47 protein-coding genes are annotated in these 23,900 nt (G+C 27.9%); 39 read left to right on the forward strand and 8 right to left on the reverse strand.

Going from position 1 to position 23,900, the window contains the following annotated elements:
- Window positions 1–4: 4 nt before the first annotated feature.
- Complete coding sequence (locus tag GQ540_RS03285; RefSeq protein ID WP_291797291.1) at window positions 5–175, reverse strand: hypothetical protein; 171 nt, start codon at window positions 173–175, stop codon at window positions 5–7.
- A 127-nt stretch (window positions 176–302) separates the two neighbouring features.
- Between GQ540_RS03285 and GQ540_RS03290 the strand changes: the two genes are divergently transcribed.
- The 31 genes from GQ540_RS03290 (at window position 303) to GQ540_RS03440 (ending at window position 14,258) form a co-directional block, all read left to right on the forward strand.
- Entirely contained in the window at window positions 303–479 is a 177-nt protein-coding gene (locus tag GQ540_RS03290; protein ID WP_291797295.1) for a hypothetical protein, read from the forward strand.
- A 34-nt stretch (window positions 480–513) separates the two neighbouring features.
- On the forward strand, window positions 514–810 hold the full coding sequence (locus GQ540_RS03295; RefSeq protein ID WP_291797298.1) for a hypothetical protein: 297 nt from the start codon (window positions 514–516) through the stop codon (window positions 808–810).
- A gap of 1 nt (window position 811) precedes the next feature.
- Window positions 812–2,152, forward strand: coding sequence for a DEAD/DEAH box helicase family protein (locus GQ540_RS03300; protein ID WP_291797301.1), 1,341 nt, complete (start codon window positions 812–814; stop codon window positions 2,150–2,152).
- Window positions 2,153–2,216: 64 nt separating this feature from the next.
- Complete coding sequence (locus GQ540_RS03305) at window positions 2,217–2,414, forward strand: helix-turn-helix transcriptional regulator (RefSeq protein WP_291797303.1); 198 nt, start codon at window positions 2,217–2,219, stop codon at window positions 2,412–2,414.
- The gene (locus GQ540_RS03310; RefSeq protein WP_291797307.1) at window positions 2,389–3,090 is read left to right on the forward strand and encodes a hypothetical protein; all 702 of its coding nucleotides are present in this window, start codon (window positions 2,389–2,391) and stop codon (window positions 3,088–3,090) included. The genes GQ540_RS03305 and GQ540_RS03310 overlap by 26 nt, the downstream gene beginning before the upstream one ends.
- A 28-nt stretch (window positions 3,091–3,118) precedes the next feature.
- Entirely contained in the window at window positions 3,119–3,319 is a 201-nt protein-coding gene (locus tag GQ540_RS03315; RefSeq protein WP_291797309.1) for a hypothetical protein, read from the forward strand.
- Between the two features lie 113 nt (window positions 3,320–3,432).
- Window positions 3,433–3,822 carry a hypothetical protein gene (locus GQ540_RS03320; protein ID WP_291797311.1) on the forward strand — a complete coding sequence of 130 codons (390 nt, stop codon included), beginning with the start codon at window positions 3,433–3,435 and terminating at the stop codon, window positions 3,820–3,822.
- 2 nt (window positions 3,823–3,824) lie between these two features.
- Window positions 3,825–4,514 carry a metallophosphoesterase gene (locus GQ540_RS03325; RefSeq protein ID WP_291797314.1) on the forward strand — a complete coding sequence of 230 codons (690 nt, stop codon included), beginning with the start codon at window positions 3,825–3,827 and terminating at the stop codon, window positions 4,512–4,514.
- 169 nt (window positions 4,515–4,683) lie between these two features.
- Window positions 4,684–5,034 (forward strand): hypothetical protein, encoded by a 351-nt coding sequence (locus GQ540_RS03330; protein WP_291797316.1) that lies wholly within the window; start codon window positions 4,684–4,686, stop codon window positions 5,032–5,034.
- Window positions 5,031–5,330, forward strand: coding sequence for a hypothetical protein (locus tag GQ540_RS03335; protein ID WP_291797319.1), 300 nt, complete (start codon window positions 5,031–5,033; stop codon window positions 5,328–5,330). The genes GQ540_RS03330 and GQ540_RS03335 overlap by 4 nt, the downstream gene beginning before the upstream one ends.
- Before the next feature lie 15 nt (window positions 5,331–5,345).
- The gene (locus GQ540_RS03340; protein ID WP_291797322.1) at window positions 5,346–5,738 is read left to right on the forward strand and encodes a hypothetical protein; all 393 of its coding nucleotides are present in this window, start codon (window positions 5,346–5,348) and stop codon (window positions 5,736–5,738) included.
- The gene (locus GQ540_RS03345) at window positions 5,739–6,275 is read left to right on the forward strand and encodes a phosphoesterase (RefSeq protein WP_291797325.1); all 537 of its coding nucleotides are present in this window, start codon (window positions 5,739–5,741) and stop codon (window positions 6,273–6,275) included.
- 53 nt (window positions 6,276–6,328) lie between these two features.
- A complete protein-coding gene (locus GQ540_RS03350) occupies window positions 6,329–6,529 on the forward strand; it encodes a hypothetical protein (protein WP_291797328.1) in 201 nt (66 codons plus the stop codon).
- A gap of 815 nt (window positions 6,530–7,344) precedes the next feature.
- Window positions 7,345–7,491, forward strand: a complete 147-nt coding sequence (locus GQ540_RS03355; protein ID WP_291797331.1) for a hypothetical protein — start codon at window positions 7,345–7,347, stop codon at window positions 7,489–7,491.
- Between the two features lie 85 nt (window positions 7,492–7,576).
- Window positions 7,577–7,744 (forward strand): hypothetical protein, encoded by a 168-nt coding sequence (locus GQ540_RS03360; protein ID WP_291797334.1) that lies wholly within the window; start codon window positions 7,577–7,579, stop codon window positions 7,742–7,744.
- Window positions 7,731–7,898: a hypothetical protein gene (locus GQ540_RS03365; RefSeq protein WP_291797337.1), complete on the forward strand. Its 168-nt coding sequence runs from the start codon at window positions 7,731–7,733 to the stop codon at window positions 7,896–7,898. Before GQ540_RS03360 ends, GQ540_RS03365 begins: the two co-directional genes overlap by 14 nt.
- A complete protein-coding gene (locus GQ540_RS03370; RefSeq protein WP_291797338.1) occupies window positions 7,891–8,217 on the forward strand; it encodes a hypothetical protein in 327 nt (108 codons plus the stop codon). The genes GQ540_RS03365 and GQ540_RS03370 overlap by 8 nt, the downstream gene beginning before the upstream one ends.
- A gap of 21 nt (window positions 8,218–8,238) precedes the next feature.
- Entirely contained in the window at window positions 8,239–8,445 is a 207-nt protein-coding gene (locus GQ540_RS03375) for a hypothetical protein (RefSeq protein WP_291797341.1), read from the forward strand.
- 20 nt (window positions 8,446–8,465) lie between these two features.
- Window positions 8,466–8,798, forward strand: coding sequence for a hypothetical protein (locus GQ540_RS03380; RefSeq protein WP_291797344.1), 333 nt, complete (start codon window positions 8,466–8,468; stop codon window positions 8,796–8,798).
- Window positions 8,799–9,461: 663 nt separating this feature from the next.
- The gene (locus tag GQ540_RS03385) at window positions 9,462–9,977 is read left to right on the forward strand and encodes an HD domain-containing protein (RefSeq protein WP_291797347.1); all 516 of its coding nucleotides are present in this window, start codon (window positions 9,462–9,464) and stop codon (window positions 9,975–9,977) included.
- A complete protein-coding gene (locus tag GQ540_RS03390; protein WP_291797350.1) occupies window positions 9,961–10,125 on the forward strand; it encodes a hypothetical protein in 165 nt (54 codons plus the stop codon). Before GQ540_RS03385 ends, GQ540_RS03390 begins: the two co-directional genes overlap by 17 nt.
- Window positions 10,126–10,133: 8 nt before the next feature.
- The gene (locus tag GQ540_RS03395; protein WP_291797353.1) at window positions 10,134–10,340 is read left to right on the forward strand and encodes a hypothetical protein; all 207 of its coding nucleotides are present in this window, start codon (window positions 10,134–10,136) and stop codon (window positions 10,338–10,340) included.
- Window positions 10,341–10,423: 83 nt separating this feature from the next.
- Window positions 10,424–10,609, forward strand: a complete 186-nt coding sequence (locus GQ540_RS03400; RefSeq protein ID WP_291797356.1) for a hypothetical protein — start codon at window positions 10,424–10,426, stop codon at window positions 10,607–10,609.
- A 56-nt stretch (window positions 10,610–10,665) separates the two neighbouring features.
- The gene (locus GQ540_RS03405) at window positions 10,666–10,839 is read left to right on the forward strand and encodes a helix-turn-helix transcriptional regulator (protein WP_291797359.1); all 174 of its coding nucleotides are present in this window, start codon (window positions 10,666–10,668) and stop codon (window positions 10,837–10,839) included.
- 24 nt (window positions 10,840–10,863) lie between these two features.
- Window positions 10,864–12,216, forward strand: coding sequence for a helix-turn-helix domain-containing protein (locus tag GQ540_RS03410; RefSeq protein WP_291797362.1), 1,353 nt, complete (start codon window positions 10,864–10,866; stop codon window positions 12,214–12,216).
- Complete coding sequence (locus GQ540_RS03415; RefSeq protein ID WP_291797365.1) at window positions 12,209–12,382, forward strand: hypothetical protein; 174 nt, start codon at window positions 12,209–12,211, stop codon at window positions 12,380–12,382. Before GQ540_RS03410 ends, GQ540_RS03415 begins: the two co-directional genes overlap by 8 nt.
- 25 nt (window positions 12,383–12,407) lie before the next feature.
- Window positions 12,408–12,788 (forward strand): hypothetical protein, encoded by a 381-nt coding sequence (locus GQ540_RS03420; RefSeq protein ID WP_291797367.1) that lies wholly within the window; start codon window positions 12,408–12,410, stop codon window positions 12,786–12,788.
- A gap of 385 nt (window positions 12,789–13,173) precedes the next feature.
- Window positions 13,174–13,326, forward strand: a complete 153-nt coding sequence (locus GQ540_RS03425; RefSeq protein WP_291797370.1) for a hypothetical protein — start codon at window positions 13,174–13,176, stop codon at window positions 13,324–13,326.
- Between the two features lie 46 nt (window positions 13,327–13,372).
- Window positions 13,373–13,627: a hypothetical protein gene (locus GQ540_RS03430; RefSeq protein WP_291797372.1), complete on the forward strand. Its 255-nt coding sequence runs from the start codon at window positions 13,373–13,375 to the stop codon at window positions 13,625–13,627.
- Entirely contained in the window at window positions 13,618–13,803 is a 186-nt protein-coding gene (locus tag GQ540_RS03435; RefSeq protein ID WP_291797374.1) for a hypothetical protein, read from the forward strand. Before GQ540_RS03430 ends, GQ540_RS03435 begins: the two co-directional genes overlap by 10 nt.
- A 248-nt stretch (window positions 13,804–14,051) precedes the next feature.
- Window positions 14,052–14,258 (forward strand): hypothetical protein, encoded by a 207-nt coding sequence (locus GQ540_RS03440; RefSeq protein ID WP_291797376.1) that lies wholly within the window; start codon window positions 14,052–14,054, stop codon window positions 14,256–14,258.
- Here the strand turns inward: GQ540_RS03440 and GQ540_RS03445 are convergent.
- From GQ540_RS03445 to GQ540_RS03475, 7 genes are all read right to left on the reverse strand, one after another.
- On the reverse strand, window positions 14,238–14,438 hold the full coding sequence (locus GQ540_RS03445) for a hypothetical protein (RefSeq protein WP_291797379.1): 201 nt from the start codon (window positions 14,436–14,438) through the stop codon (window positions 14,238–14,240). The genes GQ540_RS03440 and GQ540_RS03445 overlap by 21 nt on opposite strands.
- A 36-nt stretch (window positions 14,439–14,474) precedes the next feature.
- Window positions 14,475–14,648 (reverse strand): hypothetical protein, encoded by a 174-nt coding sequence (locus GQ540_RS03450; protein ID WP_291797382.1) that lies wholly within the window; start codon window positions 14,646–14,648, stop codon window positions 14,475–14,477.
- Window positions 14,649–15,492: 844 nt separating this feature from the next.
- Window positions 15,493–15,765: a hypothetical protein gene (locus tag GQ540_RS03455; protein ID WP_291797385.1), complete on the reverse strand. Its 273-nt coding sequence runs from the start codon at window positions 15,763–15,765 to the stop codon at window positions 15,493–15,495.
- Between the two features lie 27 nt (window positions 15,766–15,792).
- Complete coding sequence (locus tag GQ540_RS03460; protein ID WP_291797388.1) at window positions 15,793–17,208, reverse strand: AAA family ATPase; 1,416 nt, start codon at window positions 17,206–17,208, stop codon at window positions 15,793–15,795.
- A gap of 113 nt (window positions 17,209–17,321) precedes the next feature.
- Window positions 17,322–18,308, reverse strand: coding sequence for a DUF932 domain-containing protein (locus GQ540_RS03465; RefSeq protein WP_291797391.1), 987 nt, complete (start codon window positions 18,306–18,308; stop codon window positions 17,322–17,324).
- Between the two features lie 79 nt (window positions 18,309–18,387).
- Complete coding sequence (locus GQ540_RS03470; RefSeq protein WP_291797394.1) at window positions 18,388–18,801, reverse strand: hypothetical protein; 414 nt, start codon at window positions 18,799–18,801, stop codon at window positions 18,388–18,390.
- A gap of 67 nt (window positions 18,802–18,868) precedes the next feature.
- Complete coding sequence (locus GQ540_RS03475) at window positions 18,869–19,051, reverse strand: hypothetical protein (protein ID WP_291797396.1); 183 nt, start codon at window positions 19,049–19,051, stop codon at window positions 18,869–18,871.
- A 2,233-nt stretch (window positions 19,052–21,284) separates the two neighbouring features.
- Between GQ540_RS03475 and GQ540_RS03480 the strand changes: the two genes are divergently transcribed.
- From GQ540_RS03480 to GQ540_RS03515, 8 genes are all read left to right on the forward strand, one after another.
- Window positions 21,285–21,635, forward strand: a complete 351-nt coding sequence (locus GQ540_RS03480; RefSeq protein ID WP_291797399.1) for a hypothetical protein — start codon at window positions 21,285–21,287, stop codon at window positions 21,633–21,635.
- 75 nt (window positions 21,636–21,710) lie between these two features.
- Window positions 21,711–21,848, forward strand: a complete 138-nt coding sequence (locus GQ540_RS03485) for a hypothetical protein (RefSeq protein ID WP_291797402.1) — start codon at window positions 21,711–21,713, stop codon at window positions 21,846–21,848.
- 199 nt (window positions 21,849–22,047) lie between these two features.
- Window positions 22,048–22,317 (forward strand): hypothetical protein, encoded by a 270-nt coding sequence (locus GQ540_RS03490; RefSeq protein WP_291797405.1) that lies wholly within the window; start codon window positions 22,048–22,050, stop codon window positions 22,315–22,317.
- Window positions 22,318–22,331: 14 nt separating this feature from the next.
- Entirely contained in the window at window positions 22,332–22,523 is a 192-nt protein-coding gene (locus GQ540_RS03495; RefSeq protein WP_291797408.1) for a hypothetical protein, read from the forward strand.
- Entirely contained in the window at window positions 22,520–22,762 is a 243-nt protein-coding gene (locus GQ540_RS03500) for a hypothetical protein (protein ID WP_291797412.1), read from the forward strand. The genes GQ540_RS03495 and GQ540_RS03500 overlap by 4 nt, the downstream gene beginning before the upstream one ends.
- Window positions 22,746–22,898, forward strand: coding sequence for a hypothetical protein (locus GQ540_RS03505; RefSeq protein ID WP_291797415.1), 153 nt, complete (start codon window positions 22,746–22,748; stop codon window positions 22,896–22,898). The genes GQ540_RS03500 and GQ540_RS03505 overlap by 17 nt, the downstream gene beginning before the upstream one ends.
- Window positions 22,899–23,017: 119 nt before the next feature.
- Window positions 23,018–23,203, forward strand: a complete 186-nt coding sequence (locus GQ540_RS03510; protein WP_291797418.1) for a hypothetical protein — start codon at window positions 23,018–23,020, stop codon at window positions 23,201–23,203.
- Window positions 23,204–23,221: 18 nt separating this feature from the next.
- Window positions 23,222–23,890 (forward strand): terminase small subunit, encoded by a 669-nt coding sequence (locus tag GQ540_RS03515; protein ID WP_291797421.1) that lies wholly within the window; start codon window positions 23,222–23,224, stop codon window positions 23,888–23,890.
- Window positions 23,891–23,900 lie beyond the last annotated feature (10 nt).

The following is a 23,900-nucleotide window of genomic DNA, read 5'->3' on the forward strand; positions in this document are numbered from 1 at the left end:
ACTATTATTTCCTATTATATGGTTTAATATTAATCATAAAAGCATTTGGTTCTCTTTGCATTAAAAACATTTCTGCCTCAATCTTTTCACTTGCTTGAATTAATGTTATATCATTTGATATATACTTCTTTTTCATTACGCTATATGAAACCCTATACCATTTTTTTCTTTTCATAATACCCCCCTTTAGTTTTTTTCAACACTTATAACATTCTTATTTTTACTTGTCAACTATTATTTTAAAGCTTGACATATAAAATATATAGTGGTAATATATTTTATATAAAAACAAGGAGAATGTTATGACAGATCAAGTTAAAAAACAAATGCATAAACGATGCGGTGTTGGTGGAATAAAATGTTCATGTTGTAATGATTATAATGGTAAAGAAAGAAAAAAACTAATGAGAATGGTTAGAAGAGTAAATAAATATAAAATTAGGAAAAAATTACTTGACTTTAAAGAAGAAATAGATTAGAGTATTATTAAATAATCAAACAAGAGGGGATATTATGGAATTAAGACACACAAGTAGAGGATTTTCATATTTTGAATTTAATGATAGATATAATGCTAAATGTTGCATTCAAAAAAGTAGTTTAGCAACTGAAGATACTATATGGTTTGGCATTGATGATGCAGATCCTAAAATTATGGCATCTAAAGTAATGGAAAATGGTGTCGGATGGGTTAAATATCCATTACCTGAAGATGCAATATTAAATACAAGAATGCATCTTACAGTAGAACAAGTAAAAGAATTAATTCCAATTTTAGAAAGATTTGTTAAAACAGGAGATGTGTATTAACATGATTAATTTAAAAATAATAGATAGTGTAACATTTGAGATTATACAAGGAAAAGATCTTGTAAAGAAAATACTTTCATATAAAGCTGAATACTGGAAACAGGGAGCTTATTGTAAAGAAAGGATTGAATATGATAAGAGTTTCGTAACTGGAAAGTATTGTTATAATGGTTTTATTCCTAGAATTAGAAAGTATTGTGAAGATAGAAATATTCCATTTGCGTGTGATGGGGATATAGATATAATAAAACCTGTAAGAAAACCCAAATTAAAAGATATTAAATTTAGAGATATTCAATTAGAATCAATAAAACAAATAAACGATAAACAAACAGGTGTAATTAATTTAAGTACAGGTATAGGCAAAACAATTTTTGCTGCTGGTTTAATATCTACATATAAAAACCCAAAAGTATTATTTATATGTAGATCTAATGATTTAGTTAATCAAGCATATGAAACTTTTAATAGTTTTGGTTTTAAATGTTGTAAAATTGGAAATGGTAAAAAAGTAATTGACAGTCCTATTGTTTGTGGAACTGTTCAAACATACAAAAATTTAGATTTAATTAAATATTGTTCATATTTTGATATCTTAATCGTTGATGAAATCCATAAAGGTATGAATATTGGAGGACAATATGAAAAAGTTTTATCTAAAGTTTTAGCTCCAATAAGAGTTGGTTTAACAGGGACTATTCCTAAAAAAATTGGAAATGCAATGTTAATAGAAGGTTTGATTGGTGAAGTTGTTGTTAAAGCAGATACAGTTTATGGAATAAAAGAGAATATATTAATGAAACCAAAAATAGAATATATTATATATCCACTTGCAAAATCAATTTCAAAATATTCAACATATAAAGAATTATATAATCATGGAATAGTAGAAAATACAGCAAGAAATAATGCAATATGTAAAGAGATTAAAAAAGAAGTCGAAGATAAAAATTCAAGTATAATTTTTTGTGTAGAAATAAAACATATTGAAAATATATCAAGAATATTAACTGAGAAAGGCATAATTCATAAATGTGTTTATGGAGATATAGATGTTGATGAAAGAATTAAAATTAAGAAAGATTTAATTAATAAAAAATATTATGCAGTAATCTCAAGTGTTGTTTGGGTAGAAGGTCTTGATATACCTAGTTTGAATTGCATATTCAATATTTCTGGTGGAAAATCCAATGAAGCATTATTACAAAAAATAGGAAGAGTATTAAGAACATCAGAAAATAAAAAAGAATGTAAAGTATATGAGGTTTTAGATCCTGGTAAATATTTAGCTGATCATACAATAAAAAGACTAACTGTATTAAAACAAAACGATATTATTTAACAGATTGATACACTAATTTAAAGTTTTGTTAAACTATGCCGATAAGTATTAAAAGGAGATTATAATGAATTCAAAAGAATTAGATCAAATAAGAAATGAAATGGGTTGGACTAAAAGAGAAATGGCTAAAAGGTTGGGAATTAGTGAAGTTACATTAAATAGATATATTAATAAAGACAACAATATCCCAAAATGTATAGAATATTTAGCCAAAACATTTAAAATTTTTCATGTAAATGGTGATCAATATGGTAGATTATAGTAAATACATTGGAAAGAAATACAATAGATTGACAATTTTAGAATATACCGGTGTTAAGAAAAAAGTAAGTCATGTTTTATGCAAATGTGATTGTGGAACTTTTAAAGAATTTTCTTTAAAATTAGTAAAAACTAGTGGCACTAAATCATGTGGTTGTTTAAAAAGAGAAAAAGCATCTGTAAGACTAACAATTCATGGTTTAAAAAATCATAAATTGTATTCAGTATGGGAAGGTTTAAAAAAGAGATGTTATGGTGAAAATCAACCACGATATAAAGATTATGGAGGTAGAGGGATTAGTGTTTGTGATAAATGGAGATATAATCCTAAAGCATTTATTGAATGGTCTTTAAACAATGGTTGGAAGATAGGGTTATGTATAGATAGAGAAAATAATAATGGTGATTATACACCTGATAATTGTAGATTTGTCACATATACAATTAATAATTTAAATAAAAGAATTCAATCCAACAACACTTCTGGATACACTGGTGTCTTTTTTAGAAAAAGAGAAAATAAATTTAATTGCAATATAAAATTAAATAGAAAATTTTTACTAGATAAATATAGTTTTAAAACAGCAATTGATGCAGCAATTTATAGAGACTTGTTTATATTAGAAAATAAATTACCTCATCAATTAAATTTACCTGAATTAATATATTGGAGATGAGAATATGACTTTTAAAAGCTTAGGTAAAATGAATGTAACCTTGGGTTTATTAAAAGATTTAGGTTTGAGAGCAATGAGAGATAAACATTCAATGAAAACATGGATGGGTATTGCTATTGATTGGGCTTCTAGTGCTGATGCAGAGATTAATAGACTTGATGAAAAGGTTTCTAAATTAGAGAAGGAGAATCTAACTTTAGAATCAAGACTTAAATCATATAAAAACTAATGTAAAATACATATCAGTAGATGTAATTCTGAGAAAGAAAATGTTTCTGATTTGAAAATAGAACACTTAAACTAGAATGAAAGATATATTAATGATAAGTAGGGGTGAATAATATGAGTATAAAATACAAAATTGGTAAAGATGTACCATCAGAAGTTCTAACATCAAGATTGGATGAACTATCAAGTGCAATAACTAAAGGTAAAGTTGGCATTGAACGTGAATTTTATATGAGAGTGCCAGCAGAAGTTGACCATGATGCTGATTTAGTTATTGCCGAAGCGAGTAGAAGGATAGCCGAATTAGAAAATGAACTTAGCAAATATAGAAAAAAAATAAAATACAACTTAAAAGGCTTTGAATTAACAGAACCATATAATACCGATTGTTTTTATTGGCAATTAGCTAAAGGTATTGGTTATTTTTGTAATAATAAGTTGACAAAAGGTACTGATTGTAGTAAAGTTAATTGTGCTTTTGAAATTGAAAAACTTAAGGAGTAATAATGAGTGTGTACATTACAGGTGATATTCATGGTAGTATTGATATTAGAAAACTAAATTCTGATAATTTTCCAGAACAAAAAAATATGACTAAAGATGATATTTTAATTATACTTGGTGATTTTGGACTTATTTGGGATGTTGGACAATCAGGAAAAGAAGAACAATATTGGCTAGATTGGTTAAATTCTAGAAATTTTACAGTTTTTTGCATTCTTGGCAATCATGAAAATTATGATCGTTTAAATCAATGTCCAAAAGTTGGTAAGAATCTTAGAAAAATTCATGATTCAATCTTTTGGATGGAGAATGGTATTCATATTATACAAGGGAAAGTATTTTTTACATTTGGTGGTGGTACTTCAATTGATAAAATGTTTAGAAAAGAAAATGTTAGTTGGTGGCCTGAAGAAATACCAAATTGTAATGAATTTGAAAGATGTTTAGAAATTATAGAAACAGTTGGACAAGTAGATTGTGTATTGACTCATGCTGCACCTGAATCATTGTTGAATAAAATCTTTATCAATGAAAACTTTAAAAAAGAAGCAAGTTGTCAAGTAGAAAAATATTTAGATATTGTTAGAGAAAAATTAATTTTTGATGATTGGTTCTTTGGTCACTACCATAAAGACAAGATAATAGATCTTCAAACAGAATGTGTTTATTACCAAATAATTAAGATAATTTAGGAATAGTATATGAATAAAAAAAATATAATTGTGGAAATAAATAATTTACTATATTTAAAAACTATTATAAGTGGAAGGATTAAAAATAATACTCATAAAGAATTATTATCATTTTATAATAAACAATTAATAGATATTAATAAACAAATTAAATTAATAGGTGAAATGAATGAATGATATGACAGGATTAAACGAATACAATAGAAAAATTGCTGCTGGTGAAATTGAAAGAGTTAAACGGAGAAACCCTGCTGAAAAATTTGAATTAAAACCATCACGTAAAAATGCTATTAATGCTTTTTGTTATGAATGTACTGGTAAAAATAGAGAAGAAATTAAATTCTGTACAAGTTGGGACTGTCAATTTAGGAATTATAGGCAATATAAAATTAAGAATGAAGAAAATCTAACAATGGATGAACAAAAACAAATCTCAAAGATGTATTTTGATCATCTAAGAGCAGAATCTGAAAATGATTATAGGGATTGTTTGAAAAGTCAACTATTGGAAGAGTTATGAGTTTACAATGTTGTTGCGGAAGGTATAAAGACATAGATGAAGAGTTTATATCTAACGGTTTTGTGCATCAACCACTTGGCGTAGAAGGAAACTTTTGTGGCCCTGTAGACAAACACACCATAAAATACCTTAAGGCTAAGATTACTGAATTAGAGAAAGAACTTTTAACTCCAGACTACCACAACAAATACCTACTGTTAGCTAAAGTGCATAAGAAAAAAAGCAAAGAACTTAGAGTTCTCAAAGCTAAGGTTGTTGAGGTTGTTAACGTAGTGAAACTATTAAAGAATATATAATAATTAAAGGTATTTATGAGAAATATATTTAAATGTCCTAAATGTGGATATAAAAATTATACCGATGCTAAAGATAATGAAAAAAGAAAAGAAGAATTAAGGAAACATAATTTTTATCCAGAAACTGAAATAATTCATGATGGTTGGCCTAGGATTGGCTTAACTGATGCTGATAATACAATTGATGAATCATTAGCTAATGATAAAAAAACACCACTTGGTATGATCATTAAAAAACCTTTTGGTATGGGTAAAGTATTACCACCAACACCATATTTAAAACATCCTGACTCTCCACGAAAAAGGATTGTCAAAGAAGATATTTTCATACCTAACCCATCTGCCTGGTTTGGTGAAAATATTAGAGAAGCTGTACATATTATTAAGCGATTATTTAGGAGAAATTAAATGTATTACTTCACGGCAGATGAACATTATAATCACAGCATAGCAATCACATATAATAATCGACCATTTTCTTCTGTTGAAGAGATGAATGAAACTATGATTGAGAACCATAATTCTATTGTCACTAAAGACGATATTACAATTCATGCTGGAGATTTTGGATTTTTCAAATCCCTTGCATCGGCATTTGAAGTTGTAGATAGGTTGAATGGCAAACACATATTTCTGAAAGGTTCACACGATCACTGGATGAAAAGACAGAACAACAGCAAATCTTATTTTCATGAAATATGGGAGAAAAGAATTGATAATCAAATGATTGTTGTTTGTCATTATGCTATGAAAACTTGGCACTGTTCACATTATAATTCTTGGAATTTACATGGACATTCACATGGCCATTTAAATCCTGAAGGAAAACAGTATGATGTTGGTGTTGATTGTAATCAATTTCACCCTGTATCGCTTGAAGAAATAAGAATTATAATGGATGGTAAACCAGACAATTTTAATTTAATTAGGAAGGACAATGGATAATATTAAACCTAAACACATTAATCAGTGGACTAATAAAATAAAGGATAATCAAAATGGAGCTAGAAAAAAGAATTAAAAGGTTTATGGAAGGGATAGAGGGAAATTACAATAAACAGCATACACTGCAGATAGAAAATTTATTTGCTGCCCATATTTTAGACCAGGACAAAGACACCAGACATGCCTGTGCTGAGTTAATGGTAGAAACTGTTGACTATAAGGAGTGTATTAATTGTGATGGTGGGTTGAAATAAATTTTCTATTTAATGTTAAAGTTAACTGGCACTTGGCAGAAACAAGTATATAAAAAAAATTAAATCATGTGATAAATGTGGCCTCTTGCTGTCAACATTGATTTCATGGTTATCGAAATTGGTAATAATTATGACATTTATTAAAAATAAAAAAGACCTTCAGCCCCCTGAGTTAACTTACTGCACGTTTTTCAGAAACGATCTAAGAAGAATAATTATAGGAAAAGGGGATGATGGTTTCTTCTACACACAGACCACACACCTTGACAGAGAAACTTTAAAGTTTAGCAAAAGCCCTTTATCTGTATTCCATGAGGAATCACTGAAAGCGATAGTCAAAACCTATCTAGAACACTATACTGATATTGGCAAGATGACTTTCTGAGATCCTCTTGGTTAAAATATAACGTTTGAGATAAGGAGACTGCGAAGTGAAACTCACAGACAAAATAGCATGTAAGGAATATAAACGATGCAGGAATGCAGGAACTAATATGGCGTGTACCATTTCTGACGGTAGCAGGTGTGTAGCCTTCTTAGAAATAACCAATGTAAAATCTGTCCGTTCTAGTGATTTACTAGTATGCCCGTTTTGCGGAAAGTCTGCAAGTGCCACATCAGACTGGGCCACAGATGTCCAACTAAAACACTACGGAGAAAGTGTTGGTTGTAAGAGTTGTGATATATTTTTAGACAGTAAAGAAGCCTGGAATATAAGGGTAATATAACGTCTATAATCAATGGACACCAACTACCAAGGAGAAATTATGAAAGAGTGTGTAAAAAGTGAACACTGTATGCACCAAACTGGGCAAATGCTGCTGAGTGACCCGCCACAAATAGAAATGATTTGTTGCCATTGTGGGTGGAAAGATATTTTACGGATTACACAAGGCATGATTAACCCAAAACAACATGGTAAGTTTATGCCTGTAAATCCATTTGGTATGGTAGACAGCTAACAGTGAGCTAGACAGAATTTGCTATATTAGTGCTAGTAAAAGAAAGAATATAACTATTGACAAAACAAAAAGGATGTGATAAAATATGCTATGTGAATCATGTGAAATAGGAGTTATTGAAGATGGAATGGGTTGTACAGTTTGTGGTACAGGTAAACAAGAACAGGATGAACACACAGAAAAACAACATCCTAATAATTGTCAATGCCAGTTGTGTTTAATTTGGAGAGGAGATTTAAATGAAGATATTTAGTCATATAATTGGCACTATAGCATTTTTATTTTTTATGTATGGAATATATTGGGTTGGTAAAACAATAAGTTATAATATATTTTACAAAGATATGGTAAGAGGAACAGTAATTGAAATGGTTAATCCAGAATATTTAAAAATAGAGGATGAATAAAATGGGACTTCTTGAAAAGTTAAATGAAAATAATTATAAAAATTATGGTGAACAAGTTTATAAGACAGGATCTATATTATATCAAAAGAAATTTCCAAGTGGTTGTTTTGTAAACTTTTACTATTATCCAGCAAGCGAATATTTTCTTTATCCAATGGCAGAAGTTGAAATATCTTTTGAATGTGATAAAAATGGTATGTGGTGCAATCATAAATTATATGGATTAAATGCTGATGAAATGGGTGAAAATTTTGAAAGAATAGAATTAAAACTATTAGCAATATATGAACTTTTAGAAGGGTATAAATACAAAGAATAATTAATTTAATGGAGAATTAAGATGGATTTAAAAGAAGCGTTTGTTGAACTTGAGTATTTTGTAGTAAGTAAAGGATGGAGTAAAGAGAAAGAGGCTTTTTATCTTATTAAGTCTCAATTTGAACTTACAGAACCAAAACTTGCAGAACCAATTCATCCTGATGTTTTAAAAAATCATGGAGATCCTTCTGAAGAATCTCCACCATCTCCAACTAAAAGAAATAAATAATGATCTTGATAAAGAGATAAATGATGTTAACAAGAAAAGTAAAAAAGAAACCAAGTCTAGTTCCAAAACTAAGTCAAGTTCTAAAAAATCCAAAGCTAGCGTTTAGTTGGTATTTATTATCTTGTTTTTTATACTATAAACAATCTATATGTATATTAACAGATGATGAATTCGATCATTTATCTAAATACATATTAAGTGAATGGAATAATTTTGATCATATGCACAAACACTTAATATGTATTGATGATCTACAAGCTGGAACTGGTTATGCTATTAAATACCCATTAATAGTTGAACATTCAGCTATGAAATGGTATTTTGCAATGAGTGGGAATAGTACAACAAAATGAAAACTTCTTATAAAAACTTATATTTATTTTCTATAGTAATTTCATTTGTTTTTTGGAGTCTTGCTTTTTACAATTTTAATTTTGCATATATTGCCATTATATTTAATTGGTATCAATGGTATTTATTGAGGAAAATATGAAAAAACCAGATGTTTATAATATAAAAAACAACTACTTGAGAAGGGGATTATTGATACTTTTATTTATACCGATAACTATATTTATATTATTCTTCTTTTCATTAGAATTATTAATTGATCTTTTTAAAGATTTTTGGGGCAATGTTAAATATATTTATATTTATGAATTCAAAGGTAATTATATTTATAATATAGAGGAGTGTTGGAAATGGAGAAAATAACAATATATGAATGGAGTTGGCAAAATAAAGATAATACACTTCAAGATAAAACTTTTAAAATAATAAAAGATGCAAACAAAAAAGGAACAAAAACCGTATGATTCCTATTTCTTATATCCCTCTTGCAATAATAGGGGCAATAGTTGGTGTTTTGATCATTGCTGGATTCCTCTCAAGAAAACCCATTTCCAAATTAAATCTTTTTGAAAAAATGATCACTGATTATGCAAGTTGTGGCATAGATAAAGATGGGAACCCTACCTTCAAGTAAAAATTGAAAAAACAATAAATAGGATATTATCATGATACAAAAAGCAATTAGATTAGCTAAAGATGCCCATAGTGGACAAGTAAGGAAATATACAAATGAACCATACATTATACATCCGTTTTCAGTTGCTGGCTTAGTTGCTTCTGTTAGTTCAGATGAAGAAATGTATTCTGCTGCAATCCTTCACGACACAGTAGAAGATACAGATGTTGATATTAAAACCATTGAAAATCTATTCGGTATTAGAGTTTCAGGAATGGTTGATGATTTAACAGATGTCTCAGTTAAATCAGATGGTTGTCGAAAAGTAAGAAAAAAACTTGATCGGGATCATACAGAACAATCAAGCAATGAATCAAAGACTATTAAACTTGCAGACTTGATTGATAACACTAGAATGATTAGTTTGTGCGATCCAGGTTTTGCAAAGGTGTATATGGCAGAGAAAATATTAATGCTAGATATTTTAAAGGGTGGTAATGTTTATTTATATAATTTAGCTAGCAACATAGTAAGGGGATATTATGAAAATGAAACAATTGTATAGAATATTAAAACTGTCTGAAGCAGTAGAAATACTTGCTAGCTATACAGATAATACAATTCCAGAAGTAATTAAATCATTAAAAAGTGTTATATCAAATGAAGAATCTAAACAAATATTAAAATACCATAGAGATGATTTGGATTTATAGGAAATAACATGAATAAAGAAGAAACTAGAAAAAATAATATCAACTTTATATTAGATCGCTTCCAAGATCTTTATGATGATAAGGAAGAACGTGCTAAAAAAATCATGAATTATTTCAGTATAAATAAATTTTACTTGATTGCTATTAATTTTTACGTTGAAGCTGGAATGAGAAAAAGATTAGTTGAAACAATAAGAGATAGTGAGAGGTGTTAAATTTAACAAATATTAGGAGATTTGATATGGAATTGTTTATTTTTTGGATTATTTTTGGATGCATGACAGGTTTTTTCGCAAGTATGAGGGGTAGAAATTGGTTTGGTTGGGGAATATTTGGGTTTTGTTTGCCAATTGTTGCTATCCCAATGGTATTTATTCTTAGTAAAAAGTATGAAAATTTGGATGATATGATTAAATGTAAATCATGTGCTGAATGGATTAAGGCTGAAGCTAATAAATGCAAGTTTTGTCGTAGTGATGTGTAATTGTTTAATATTAAAGTATTTTAAATATCTACCGATAAGATATACATGGAGGATAAATGTCACCAGAAGAATTTGAAAATATTCGTAAAGATTTAGGATGGACTAAGCGTAAATTAGCTTATAAATTAGGCATTACTGAAGGTAAAATATACAATTATTTAAATGGTACTACGAAAGCAATACCAAGACCTATACAAATATTAATGAGAATATACCATGAAAATTTTTAAAAATAAATACGGAAGGGTATAAATATGGAAGAAGAAAGACAAATTGAAAGGATAACAGGGGTTTATCTACCTGGACAAGTAATATTTAATAAAAACTTAACAATAATTGATTCTATAATATTTTGGCTGATTGATTCATTAGATAGTGCAAAAACAAACTGTTATGCTTCTAATGGGTATATTGCTAAAAGATTAAATATAAGTGAATCTAAAGTTTCAAGAGGAATTTCAAGATTGGTAGAGTTAGGGTACATTGAACAAGTAAGCTTTGATGGTAGAAAGAGGGTAATAAAGGTAATTCACAGTTATATGGAAAAGTATAAAAATCTTGTCGATGAATATAACTGCCTAACACAATCGTCCTACTCTGCCTCTCACGATCAGCCCAGGCAGCCTAACACGATCAGCCCAGTAGAAGTAAATAAGATTAATGAAATAAATGATGTAAATAATTCTTCTAAAGAAGAATATACATCTTTAGACAGCAAAGATGATAATTTAAGTTTAAATGAAAAGAAACAATATATAAAAAAACATAAAAGAAGTTTAATAAGAAATTATTCATCTGAAGATAATAAAAGATCTAAGTTTAAAGAATCTTTAAAGAGCAATACTAAAACTTTAACTAAGAAAATAAAAGTAAATTTATCTAAAGACAATACAACTATTGTGTCTCATTGGAATAACTTAGGTTTAAGACAACATAATTTAAACAACCCTACTAAGACTTTAGATAGGATTAATAATACTTTAGATAAATTAAACAAAGGTACTATGTTTAGTGAAACAAAGATTGAAAATAATAATAAATTTACTAAGCAGGAAATAATAGAGGCTATAACAAACTTTAGTTTAATGGCATTATCACCAGATTATCAACCAGTAAGTGGTGGTTTTAAAGATAGATTAAAAAAACTCAGCTTAGATCAATTCATTTATAATGCTTTTGGTAGTGATAATATGAAATCCCTATTTCTTGATTGTTTGAAAACCCCACAACTTTTAAAACAGTCATCAAGAACATTTTCAGATGATAACCCTGAATTAACAAAAGCCATTAAGCATATCTACAATGAAAAAATTCTTGGGAGTATTAAATCTATTGAGTGGGATTCTTCAGATGAAAACAAATTTATCAAGGCATCAAAAGGATTATGGCAATTCTTTGAAGATAATAAATCTAAAGTTGACCACTACATTGTTGGATCATATGGAACAAGAGAAATTGGCATGGCAACAATACTATTAGAATCTGTAATACATTCAGTTGGTGAAGATCAATTTGAAATAATAACTCCAGGTTTTTTAAGAACAAGTTTGACATTTAGCCATAGATTACCATCCTACTGTTTTAGGGAAGGGATTATAAATGAATAAAGACAAGGTAATAAATGAATATCAAAAAATCATAAATGAAATAGATGATTTGTTTGAATATAGGTATAATCATTATGATAAAAAAGAATTACAAACAATAATCCATTTTAAATTAGATAAATTAACTAAACAATTGGGGAAAATCAATGAAGAAAGCAAAATGTAAAGTTAATACTGTTAAAACACTAACTATGAATAAGTATTATACAATAATTAAAACAGACAATTTTGATATTGGCGGGTGGGGAGTTAAAAACTGTTTTTTTATTAAAAATGATAATTACAATACTATTTGGGTGCCAGCATCTAATTTTAAAAAACCAGCAAAAAAACAAATAGAGATAACAAAGGATATAAAAGAATCAGATTGTACAGGTTTTTCAACCAATAAAGAAAGTGTAGTTTGCAGTATAGATAAAAAAGATATTAAAAATCTAATTAAATTTACTCACATGGCTCTTGCTCCATATATTGCTTTTGATAAAGATCATAAAATCATGAAAATTCAAGCAGATGAAAAAAGAGAGTTATATTTAAATAATATAAAAGATATTTTAAGCAAATACAAATGAAAAAACCAAAGATAAGACTTCCAATTGCTCCACCAACTAAAGTCATAAAAGACAAAAAGAAGTATAATAGAAAAAAGAAGCATATAGAGAGTGTTTTAGAAGATTAAAAATCTTAACATACTTGGGCATGGAAAATATATAATCGTTGCAATTAGATGTTTGTTAGCGTTAAAATTACACTACACAGAAAGGAAAAATCACAATGGGTAGCTTAACTTATTTTCAGAGAGTAAAAGAATTAATTAGAAGTATATTATGGAGATTGTTTTTATGGTATAATGACTTATCAGAAGATAAATATTGGGAATAGATTTATTTAATGGAAAATGCTCGTAGAAAGGAAAATAAAAATAATTTTAATTCTGCAAATTGGAGTGATTAAATCATGAAATTTCTATGTTATTTTAAACAGTGTAATTGGATTCATATTATAAATGTGAGAAAGCCAGATATTTATAGCGAACTTGTTAGAGATACTGGTTTATATCAATGTTCTAGATGTAAAACTATTAGTGTTGGTGCTTATCAAAAAAAATAAGGGGTATTACATGATAAAATTATTATATAATAAATATCAAAATTTAATGAAAAACAAAAAAGTAAGTAAATCTGAAGAAGTAAGAAATAATTTGGAAAGATTAGATAAACAAGAAAAAAGATGTGATGAAGTATTAATTCATCGTAGAGAAAATATGACTAGTAAATTGTGTCCTTTGAATCAAAAACATATTCCAATTGGTAAATGTTTTGAAGATTGCATACATTTTAGCAAAGGTCATGTATTTGAATTTGATAATAATTATTATATAAGAAATCCAGCGTGTAAATTATGGAGATAAATGAAGTAGATATAATTTGTAATAGAATTGAATTAGGTATAGATACAAGTATTGATCGTTTAAAATTAATTAATTTAATTAAGGTACTAGAAATTAAACCTTTCATGTATAATGTCGATAATGATTTTAATATTAAAAGGAAATTAATTGAATACAAAGAAGAAAATAAAAATTGAATGTCCATTTTGTCACTTATCATTTAATTCATACAAATCTAGTTATTACACTTGCAGCAATTGTTTAGTAACTTATAAAAATGATGATTCTAAGAAAATTACTGTAAAACAAATTAAACTGCCTAGAATGTATAATACTCCAATTATTTGTGATTTAGAATATGAGGGTAAGATGGAATGGTAAAAAAAAGCCACACACTTTCAGTTATTAGAAAAAAGCCACACTGATTTTATTATAAAGGATGATAATGAATAAACTTGAGAAGAACTACAAAGAACTTGTTCGTGATATGAAAAAAATATATTCTGAAATTAATTATTTAGATAGTAATAATATAGAAATACGATATAATGATGATGATATGGTTTTAATTAGTGGTAGGCGATTGAATGAATTATATCAACTTGTATTTAATTCATTAGAAAGTAAAGGGTTATCTTTTCCAAGTGATTGAAAAGCTTTTAAACTTGTTTTGTAATACTTTCCTAATTCGTTGTTCTTCATTACTGCAAGAAGATATTCCATAATCATTGACAAGCCAAACAGTTAATTTCATGTTTGGCTTGTCAATATCAATCTTTGCTCTAGGTATTTTACAACCTTTATAATAAATACATTCGTTTTTATATTCCATGTATTTACTTATCGGTTTTTTATAGTGAAGGTTTAATTATTCCTTTTGTTGTTGTTCAAATTCAATAAATTCAAATAGTAAAGTATAACACTTAGGACATTTCCCACTATAACCTTTTTCTTTCCTTGTAAAGTCAATTGTTAGTTCTGGATTGATAATAAAAACATCCTCTTGGCATTCCCAACACCATATTACAACATTTGTTTTCATAATTCCCCTTATGTTAGTTTGCTTAATATTTCAAGAACAAGAATTTGTTTTTCAATAATTAAATCTCTTATATTGAGAGTGTCATCACTTTTTTGTTTAAAAATATCAATTTGTTTTTCTAAATCTTGAATTATGTTTTCCTGAATGACTAATTTAAATTTAGAACAGTTTAAAAAATCCTTACAGTTGCCGTTATTAGAAAAAAAATCCTTACACTTTCAGTTATTAGAAAAAAAATCCGTACAGTTGCCGTTATTAGGGAGATAAGATTTAGTTCTTGTTTTCCTTTTTTTACGTTTTACGGATGTATAGTAAATTAAAAAATTTCCAGGCCGTATAGGTAGTTCTACCTACAAAAAGCACTTTTTCTGTAATATCAATGGTTTATGTCTTATCATCTTTTAACCCTTGAAAATGCCATTAAATCCCCTTGTAACGTTCTGTTAAATAATTTCTATTGCCTAGTATTTAAAAAAGTTAAAGGCTGTTAGTGGAAAAATTAAACAGTGAAAAACACTATACAAAATCATAGTTCTACCTATTGTATCGGACAAAAAAAACACCATGCAAAATCAACCCTTGTTAAATAGCCTTAATTTCACTTGTAAAGCCTTTTTAAAAGATCAGCTTGTTTTAGTATACTATGAACTAATTGAGCTTATAACGGTTAAAATCTAACCCTTTAAACTATGTATATTATGCTGAGTAGATTAAAATTAACATTTTATAAGCTTTTTTAAAAATTCAATTACTAATTAATTAAACCATCAAAAATGCCTATAACGCAAAAAAAGGCTATTAACTCAATTAAGAGTTAATAGCCTGTGAGTGCATGTTTTATAAATTAAATAAATGTCATCTTGCACATAGTGCCGCAATCACTAATATTAATGCCGATAGCAGAATTATTAGACACACCTATAATTCCATCAAATATACTATTTCCATCAGTTCTCATACATTCGGACAAATCCCATAAGATATGTTTTTCTGGCGTTTTATCTTCATCAGGCATTATATAAGTTATTTCTTCATAATTATCAGCGTTTGACATCGCTTCTTTTCGCCAGTCTTCAGGCAACTCATAAAAATTTACAAGCTCTTTATCATAGTTCATGATTACACCTTTTTAAGTTAAATTTTATTAATTAATAGTTCTACTAAAATTGTTATTTTCTATTGTTTTATTAGTTGTTAAATCATTGCTATTGGCTTTCCGATAATTTTTAGAAAATGCCTTAATTCTATCAATTTTAGATTTGTTAGTTTTGTAAAGTGTAGGAGTATTAGCTAACAAGTATTTAATGTCATCAAAGTAGCTATCCTTTATAACTTGTTCAATCTCAGCACCTGAAAAATTGAGCATTTTTTCACTAATATTAGTATTTATTTTAGTTTTATATTTTTTATTCATGATTGTGATAATTTCTTTTCGTTCTTCATTGTTTGGATAATCAACAAAGAATATTGCGTCCCACCGACCACAACGTAAAAACTCACTAGGCAAGCTATCCAAATTATTAGCAGTTGCAACAATAACAGCATCGTTTGTGCGATCATTAAACCATGTTAGCATATGCCCTAATTGACTTGAATTTGTACTATCTCCACTCCCAGTTGAAAATTGTTTTTCAATTTCATCCATTAAAACCACCGCATTATTGCCTAATTTATCAATGATATCAGTAAATTTTCTTGTATTTTTTTCAGTTTCACCAACTAAGCTATTTTTCATATTACCCATGTTAGCAGTTATAAAGGTTCTATTCATTAGACTGGCAATAGTTTTACCTACCAAACTTTTTCCACAACCTGGGATACCGACCAGCATAATATTTTTCAATTTTGGCATATGACTATTTTTTTCATCATATGCCTGTAAACGTTTATTTATATAAAGCTTAAGTGGTTTTAATCCCCCGACACTTTCAATATTTTCACTTTTACAGATAGTCATAAAACCAGAGTTATTAATTATGTTTTCTTTGCTGCTATCAATTATAGCCAAATCAATTTTTCCACTGTCAACAATAGATTTGGCTAGTATGTTTTGGCTTTCTTCAAATGAAAGACCTAGCAAGCAATTTGCTATTTTATCCACTGTTTTACTATTTAAAGTTTTCTTTATATTTTCGGGCAAATTTAAATTATTAATCATATCAATAAAATCTATTTTTTCCGGTAGATCAAAATTGATATCATGGACTATTTTATCAAAAAATGAATTTATTTTATCAGTTTGAACAATACACAGAGTGACGCTATTATTTTTATATAGGTCTATATTATTCAAAACAAGTTGTAAAACACCTTTCTCTTCAAAGAACCAATTGCCACTTTCTATAAAAATAATACTATTTTTTATAGTAGTAGAAAAATCTAATAAATCATTAATATTGACATATTCTGAATTTATACCGTTGATAGCATTCCAACAATATTTATTAAAAGGTTGATCAACATAAAAAGTATTGATCGCTCTTTTTATCTCATCAGTTTTAATATTTATCAGTGGAAAACTTGCCTTGACATAGTTTGTTAGATTGTAAGATTGTTTCATTTTTACCCCTTGTTTTTTTGGTTTTTAAGCCTTTAATAAATATTGTTGTACGATATAACCAGAAAAGCGCAAAAAAACTTTAAAATGAATTTTTGCGCTTTATTTGTCATAATTTACAGGGTAATAGACCTAACAAGATTTTCATTTCTAATTTTTGTCGGCTCCATGTCAAGAATTAAATTTAATGACTTTTCAGCAAAGCTTTGACTACTACCAAATAATAAGCTTTCTTCCCTGTCGGTATTTTTCTTTAAACTGGATGCATGGTTAGTATAAAAAGTGACGGCATTAAATAATTCGTATCCAGTGCCTTTTTGGGCCGCAGGTACTTTGCTAGTAGTTGCGTTATTTTTAAGTATTTCAGCCACTTGCCGCATTTTATTAATACTAGTTGCGCTTTCCTTGTCATCAAAAAACGAAGAAATTAGAGTCATTTGTTTGTCGGGCGAAAATTCAATATTTGCCAAGTTCTTAAAAGTATTATGTAAACTAGTTTGTTTTTCTTGCAACTCTAAAAAAGTAGAAACGAAGTTGTCAATTTTAGCAGAACAACTTTTTGTTTGTTTGGCCGTGAAAGTTGTCTCATTAGCTAGATTGCCATACCATTGCACAAAAGTATTATTGCATTCAACTCTCTTGTCATTCAATCCAATGGTAGGTTTTTTGGTGCCATCAAGCGGCAATAGGCAACTGATATTACTATTATGAGTGTTGCCTTCACCAATATTAAATTGTTTTCCTAATAGATTAAATATGATTTTTTCGCCTTTGCCAATACCACATATACTCTCAATATCGCCCAACTTATCAATTTTATCGAAAAAATCTTTCGGTTGTATAGGTGTAAAACGCCCTTTTGAGAGTCTTAAAATTGCACCATTGTCGTTATTTTCAAGATAAAAGTGGTTTTTTATATCGTCACCATGTCTATCTTTTACACTATGTAATGTTACCTCAAAGTCACACTTGCTTAGTTCAAACAATGAATTGTTTGTAACATCCTTATAAATATAATTTTCGCCATTAGCCCACCATGGATTACTCACTTTGCTTGCAAATCTTTTTTCCTGCATTAAATGACTCATATTTTTTTCTCCCAATAAAAATTAATTTCTTATCTGATATATTCAGACAATAATGTAAAACAGTAAAACGAATTTAAAACAATTTAATTAGTTATCAGATATCAAGTTTTTGTATTTGGCCTTTTTTATTACGATAAAAAACGTTGTTTGACTCAGCAAGTTTTTCAAGGGCTGAGTCTTTGCTTAGTATATCACAACTCTCAGTGTTCTTTTTTACATACTCAGCACAACAATAATTGATATAATCGGCACGTTTTTGGATAACATCTGCAATATGCTCTACCGAATTTTTTTTGTTATAACTTGTTAAACTGGGTATCGGCATAGATAAATCAATAGTAAGATCGCCAAATTGTACATTGTCAAGATGAGATAGTGATAAGTCATTGTGTTGATAAGAGTTACTAGTCTGACTGACACAGTACGAGACTTTATGATCAACCGCTGGTAATTCTGTAAAATTAATATTGATATTGCCGAATTCGCTTACTTTTTTTGTTACTTTCATAATCTTTTTCTCACTTTTTAAATTGTTTTTTTTTTGGTTAAAAAGACTTTAAAAAATTATTTATAATTTAATTAACTAAACAAGTCAAGGGCGATATCTTGTTAGTATCATTATCCAGCATTTTATCAACTTCTAAAAAATCCGTATTCAATCCGTTATTTTCACATTGATAAGCATAAAAATCTTTTTGAGCCTGTAATGATTTTTTATTCAAGGTAGTTTTGATTTTAATAGTTTGTTTTTTAGTCATAGCGCAACCCCTTTTTATAGTGTTTTAATAGCGGCAAATATTGCCAGTACAGTGATTTACTTTATATAGTGTATAATTCCACAAAACAATCAATTTTTTGTTTAAAGCTCAATTTCTCCCATACAGGGGATAATTTCAATGTGTTATAAATATCATTTATTCTCAAATTGTTATTCAATCCGAATACCATTTTCAGCAAGTTAATATTATTTTCTATAAGTACAAAAAGAACAAAATTAATCATGGTAATCATTAATCCTATAAAAATAATGTTAATCATAATAAGCCCCTTTAGTTACTTGTTAGTAGTGCAAAATAAGTGATACTAGTCATCATCAAACAAAATAGACCAGTATAGACAAAAGCACAAAATACTTTCTGTAATCGAGTTAATCCCTTTTTTGTTTTCCTATAAGTATTAATCATCTTGTCTCCCTTATTTTCTAAGTTAAATAAATACTACAGTTATACTTTTATTAACTAATCAAACTAATGTCAAGAAAATAATTTAAAATAATTCACTTTTTCAAAATAAATAAAAGTACCATATTTTATGCTATTACCAATCCTCTCATATACCTTTATATAATAACTAATGATATTAATACCTTATATATATGATTAACTAGTACTGTTATCTAACTATTAACCCTATATGGCACTAACTAACCTTTAACCTATGTATAGCGGTATATAATGTATTGAGTAGTGGATAAAGCCTATTAGTATATTAATAGTTATGAGTCTATGTATATAATGTATAAGAGTATGGTTTAATGTATAAGAGTTATATAAATAGATTGTTTAGTTTAATGAAAAATAGATAATTGTTTAGTGAAAAATAAATAAGGCGGCACCACCACCCGCCCATGCCTATTCATTTGTAAAACTATTTAACTACCTATATAGTAGGACAACTAACTGATTAAGCATTTAACTATATACTATAATAGGTAGTTCTATTTAAACAAATAGAACTTATTCAGTGCCTGTTAATATTCTTATTTATTTAAATAGGATATATCTAGCCATTCTATGTACTGTCTATATATTGACACGTTCTATTGTATAGGTATAACTACTTAATCTCTTAAAGGGGGTAAAAATAGATTATAAGAGGTTTAAACAGTTAACCATGCCAGTATATACAATCTATTTAACTGTACTATTGGTAATGATTACTATTAAAAATAAATGTAATGATATCAATGACTTATATATTGTTTAGTATTTAACTATTTAATAAAATACTAATATATTTTATGTAATGATATCAATTACTTAGCCATTCTATTATTTATTTTACCCCTAGTGTATTAGGATATATATTACTATGTCAACATATTGACAATTTTAATCATGCCAATATATAAAATATATTTATAAATACATAGGGAACAAACAAACAAAGCTTTATTCAACTACTAACAATCTCAATGCATACCCCTTTAATTAATATAGTTTATTCTATTCTATTTATATAAGTGCATAGGGGGGTAATAGAAGGGTTAAATATATAAGGGGTAATAGATAAGATATATATATTAAATAGATAACTATATTAAAGAGATAACTATATTAAAGGGGGTGGGGTGTTTTGTTCCGAGGGGGGGGTGGTTAATAGACCGTGACGGCACATCCCCATAACTAGAATAGATTTTTTCAAACTTAGAAGGTGGAATATAAATAACTGGTATATAAGTAAACTATAAATATAAATAACTAGGAAAACATATAACTATTTCTACTCTCAAATCCTAGACTGTTAAACTTATAGGGTGGGGTAGGGGTAGTTCTAAACCAGAAAAATCAGAAACCAGTAGTCTATATGAAATATAAAATATATATAAAAATATCAAAACATTTAGTTAGGTTATAATAAGTATAAACTGTAAGGATATTAAAGTATAAAACTATTTAAACCGATAATAAGCTATACTTGACAGTATTTAATTAAATGCTTACATTACAGTATTGACCACTGGTAGATGTTTAAGCTGGAAGTATAATAAACTAAATAGGGGGAAAGATTATGACTTGTATCGTTGGGATGGTAAGAGATAATAAAGTTTATATAGGTGGTGACAGTGCTGGTGTTAGTGGATTAAATATTAGGGTACGAAATGATAAGAAAGTATTCAAGAACAAAAATATGATATTTGGCTGTACATCATCATTTAGGATGATCAATCTATTAAGGTATAAACTGGTAATACCTAAACAAAAATCAAATATGACTGATTATGAGTATTTGTGTACAGATTTTATAGATGAGGTCATTAAGTGTTTTAAGGACAATGGATTTTCAAATATAAATAATAATGAGGAATCGGGTGGTACATTCCTCATTGGGTATAAAAGTAATCTTTATTGTATAGAAAGTGATTATCAAGTTGCAATGGTTAAGGATAGTTATGATTCGTGTGGATCTGGATCTAATTATGCTTTAGGTTCAATGAAGACTTTATATAATTGGGATTCTTTTGAAGATTGTGAACCAGAAGTTTATATAACTGAAGCTTTAAGTGCTGCTGAATATTTTAGTTGCGGTGTTTACAAACCATTTAATATAGTGAGTTTGTAATATGACTTGCATGACAGGAAATGATTTAGGGACTAAACTAATTGATATATTAGGATTACCAAAGAAAGGTGTTATGTGAATGAACTTGTTATAATAAAATGTGAATATTATCCTGAATTTGATAAAGATAGCGAGAAAATGTTTTTAAAGGAAATGAGTAAGTACAATCTGGTTAAACTGGAAGATGAAGATGAAGATGAAGATGAAGAATAAATAGTATTTTAAGAAAGGGGATTAAGATAATGACAATAATACCACAATGTATTATTATTGTTTTTACATTTTTTGGTTTGAAGGAAAAACTCAAGGAAGAAAAATTAACTGTTAATTATATTATAAGTAATATTATATTATATTTTATTCTAGCATGGGGTGGATTCTTTAATTCTGTATTTATGATAATGGAGAAGATGTGATGTTGACTTGTTATTGTTCATTAGCTGGAACTGGTGCATGTCAAACTTGTGCTAATTGGTTAAATCAGAAAACATTTGATGTCAATGGGTATTACAATCCAACCAAATTAGGCCCAACTGGATTAGATTATGGAAATAAACCCATATTAAATCCAGATGATATAACAGAAATAACTCATTATGAAAGATATTATATAGATGGTGTATTGCATGTTAAGTCTATATATAAATATTCTTTAATTGATAATGCTGAGGAACACTATTGATATTTTACACAGAAATGATTCCAAAGGGGTATAATTGTATTAAAACTATTGATGACTCAGATTATGATGGATATAGACTGATACAATGCCCATACAATAAAGCTATTGAGTTAGATAGCGGTGATGTGATGATTTACTGTGCATTTTTAGAAGAAGAGGTATTTGACTTTGTTAAAGGGTGTAATATAGGGTTGGAGAATAAATGAGAATATCTGTAGATAGAAAGAGTGAATACTATAAGTCTAATTGTGTAGGATTAAAACCTTATTTAAATGGTAAATATGTTAGAGGGTGTGTTGAAGCTGATGATATAAATGGGTGGGTTAGGAAATATAGATTTGATAATGATGGTAATTATGTAATGGCAAAGTTTCAAGATTACATTTTAGAAGAAATAGTTTATGGAATAGTTGAATTAAGGAAAGAAAATGAAGAAAAAGAATGAGTATTTTAATGTAGAGCAACGTGAAGAACGTAATTTAGCACGAAAAATGAAGAAAAAGAAGAGAATAAAACAATTAAATCGTGATATTGATGATGATTTTAATGATATTGCTCATAAATATAATATTAAGTGGTAGTTAAGTAACAATATTGCCATTTGTTTGTCGCTAAATTGTATTTATTTAAGTTTTAAGCATATATATCCGATAAGAACTTAAAATTATTCCATTTTTTCACTTTTACACACTTATACAATATGAATGAAATAAAAAAACGAATTGAAAGCATCATTGAGTATTATGAGAACGAACTTGAGGTTTGCAAAGAGCTTTCACTTGAATATCCTGAATTTGACCAGTTAGAGCAAGGGTATATCTATAAAAAATGTATTTTTGGTGAAATTATAGAAAGTTTGGAAGAAATGCTGGAGGATTATTTCTAAATGTCTGAAAAGATTAAGATGCCAAAGGAAATATACAAGGAAGGTGTAGCAGAACTACTTTCATCTGATAATGATATTGAAGAATTTGTAAGAATAAAAGAACAGTTAGATAGTGTTAAAACACTTGACGATCTAACCCCACAAATGAGAAGATTTACTCAAGAATATGTTATTGATTACAAACCATCAGAAGCTGCTAAAAGAGCAGGGGTTGATCCTTGGTATAGAAATGCATATGCAGCAAAAGCATTAAAAAATAAAATAGTTCAACAATCAATTAGAAGTTTAGAAGAAATAACTTCTATAAATCTTGCAATTACCAAAGAAAGAACCCTCCAAGAATTTTCAAAAATTAGTTTTTCAAATATACAAGATTTATTTGATGAAAATGGAAAGCTAAAAGATATTGCTAGTTTAGATAGAGATACTGCTGCTAGTATTGAATCAATTCAAGTTGATAAACGGTTTGAAGGTCATGGAGAAGATATTGAAGAGGTTGAAGTTACAAAAGTGAAATTCCATAGCAAAATCAAGGCTTTAAATTCATTGGCTAAATATTTTGGTATTTATGAGAAGGATAAAGAGCGAAAAGTCAATATGAGTTTTGCTGATTTTCTCAAATCATTGCCAAAAGAGGTTCGGGAAGAGATTCGGTTTGCATTAATGAAAAGAATAGGGAATACTTAAATGAAAAAAT

The sequence above is a fragment of the Lutibacter sp. genome, assembly GCF_013139515.1.
Classification (GTDB): Bacteria; Bacteroidota; Bacteroidia; order Flavobacteriales; family Flavobacteriaceae; genus Lutibacter.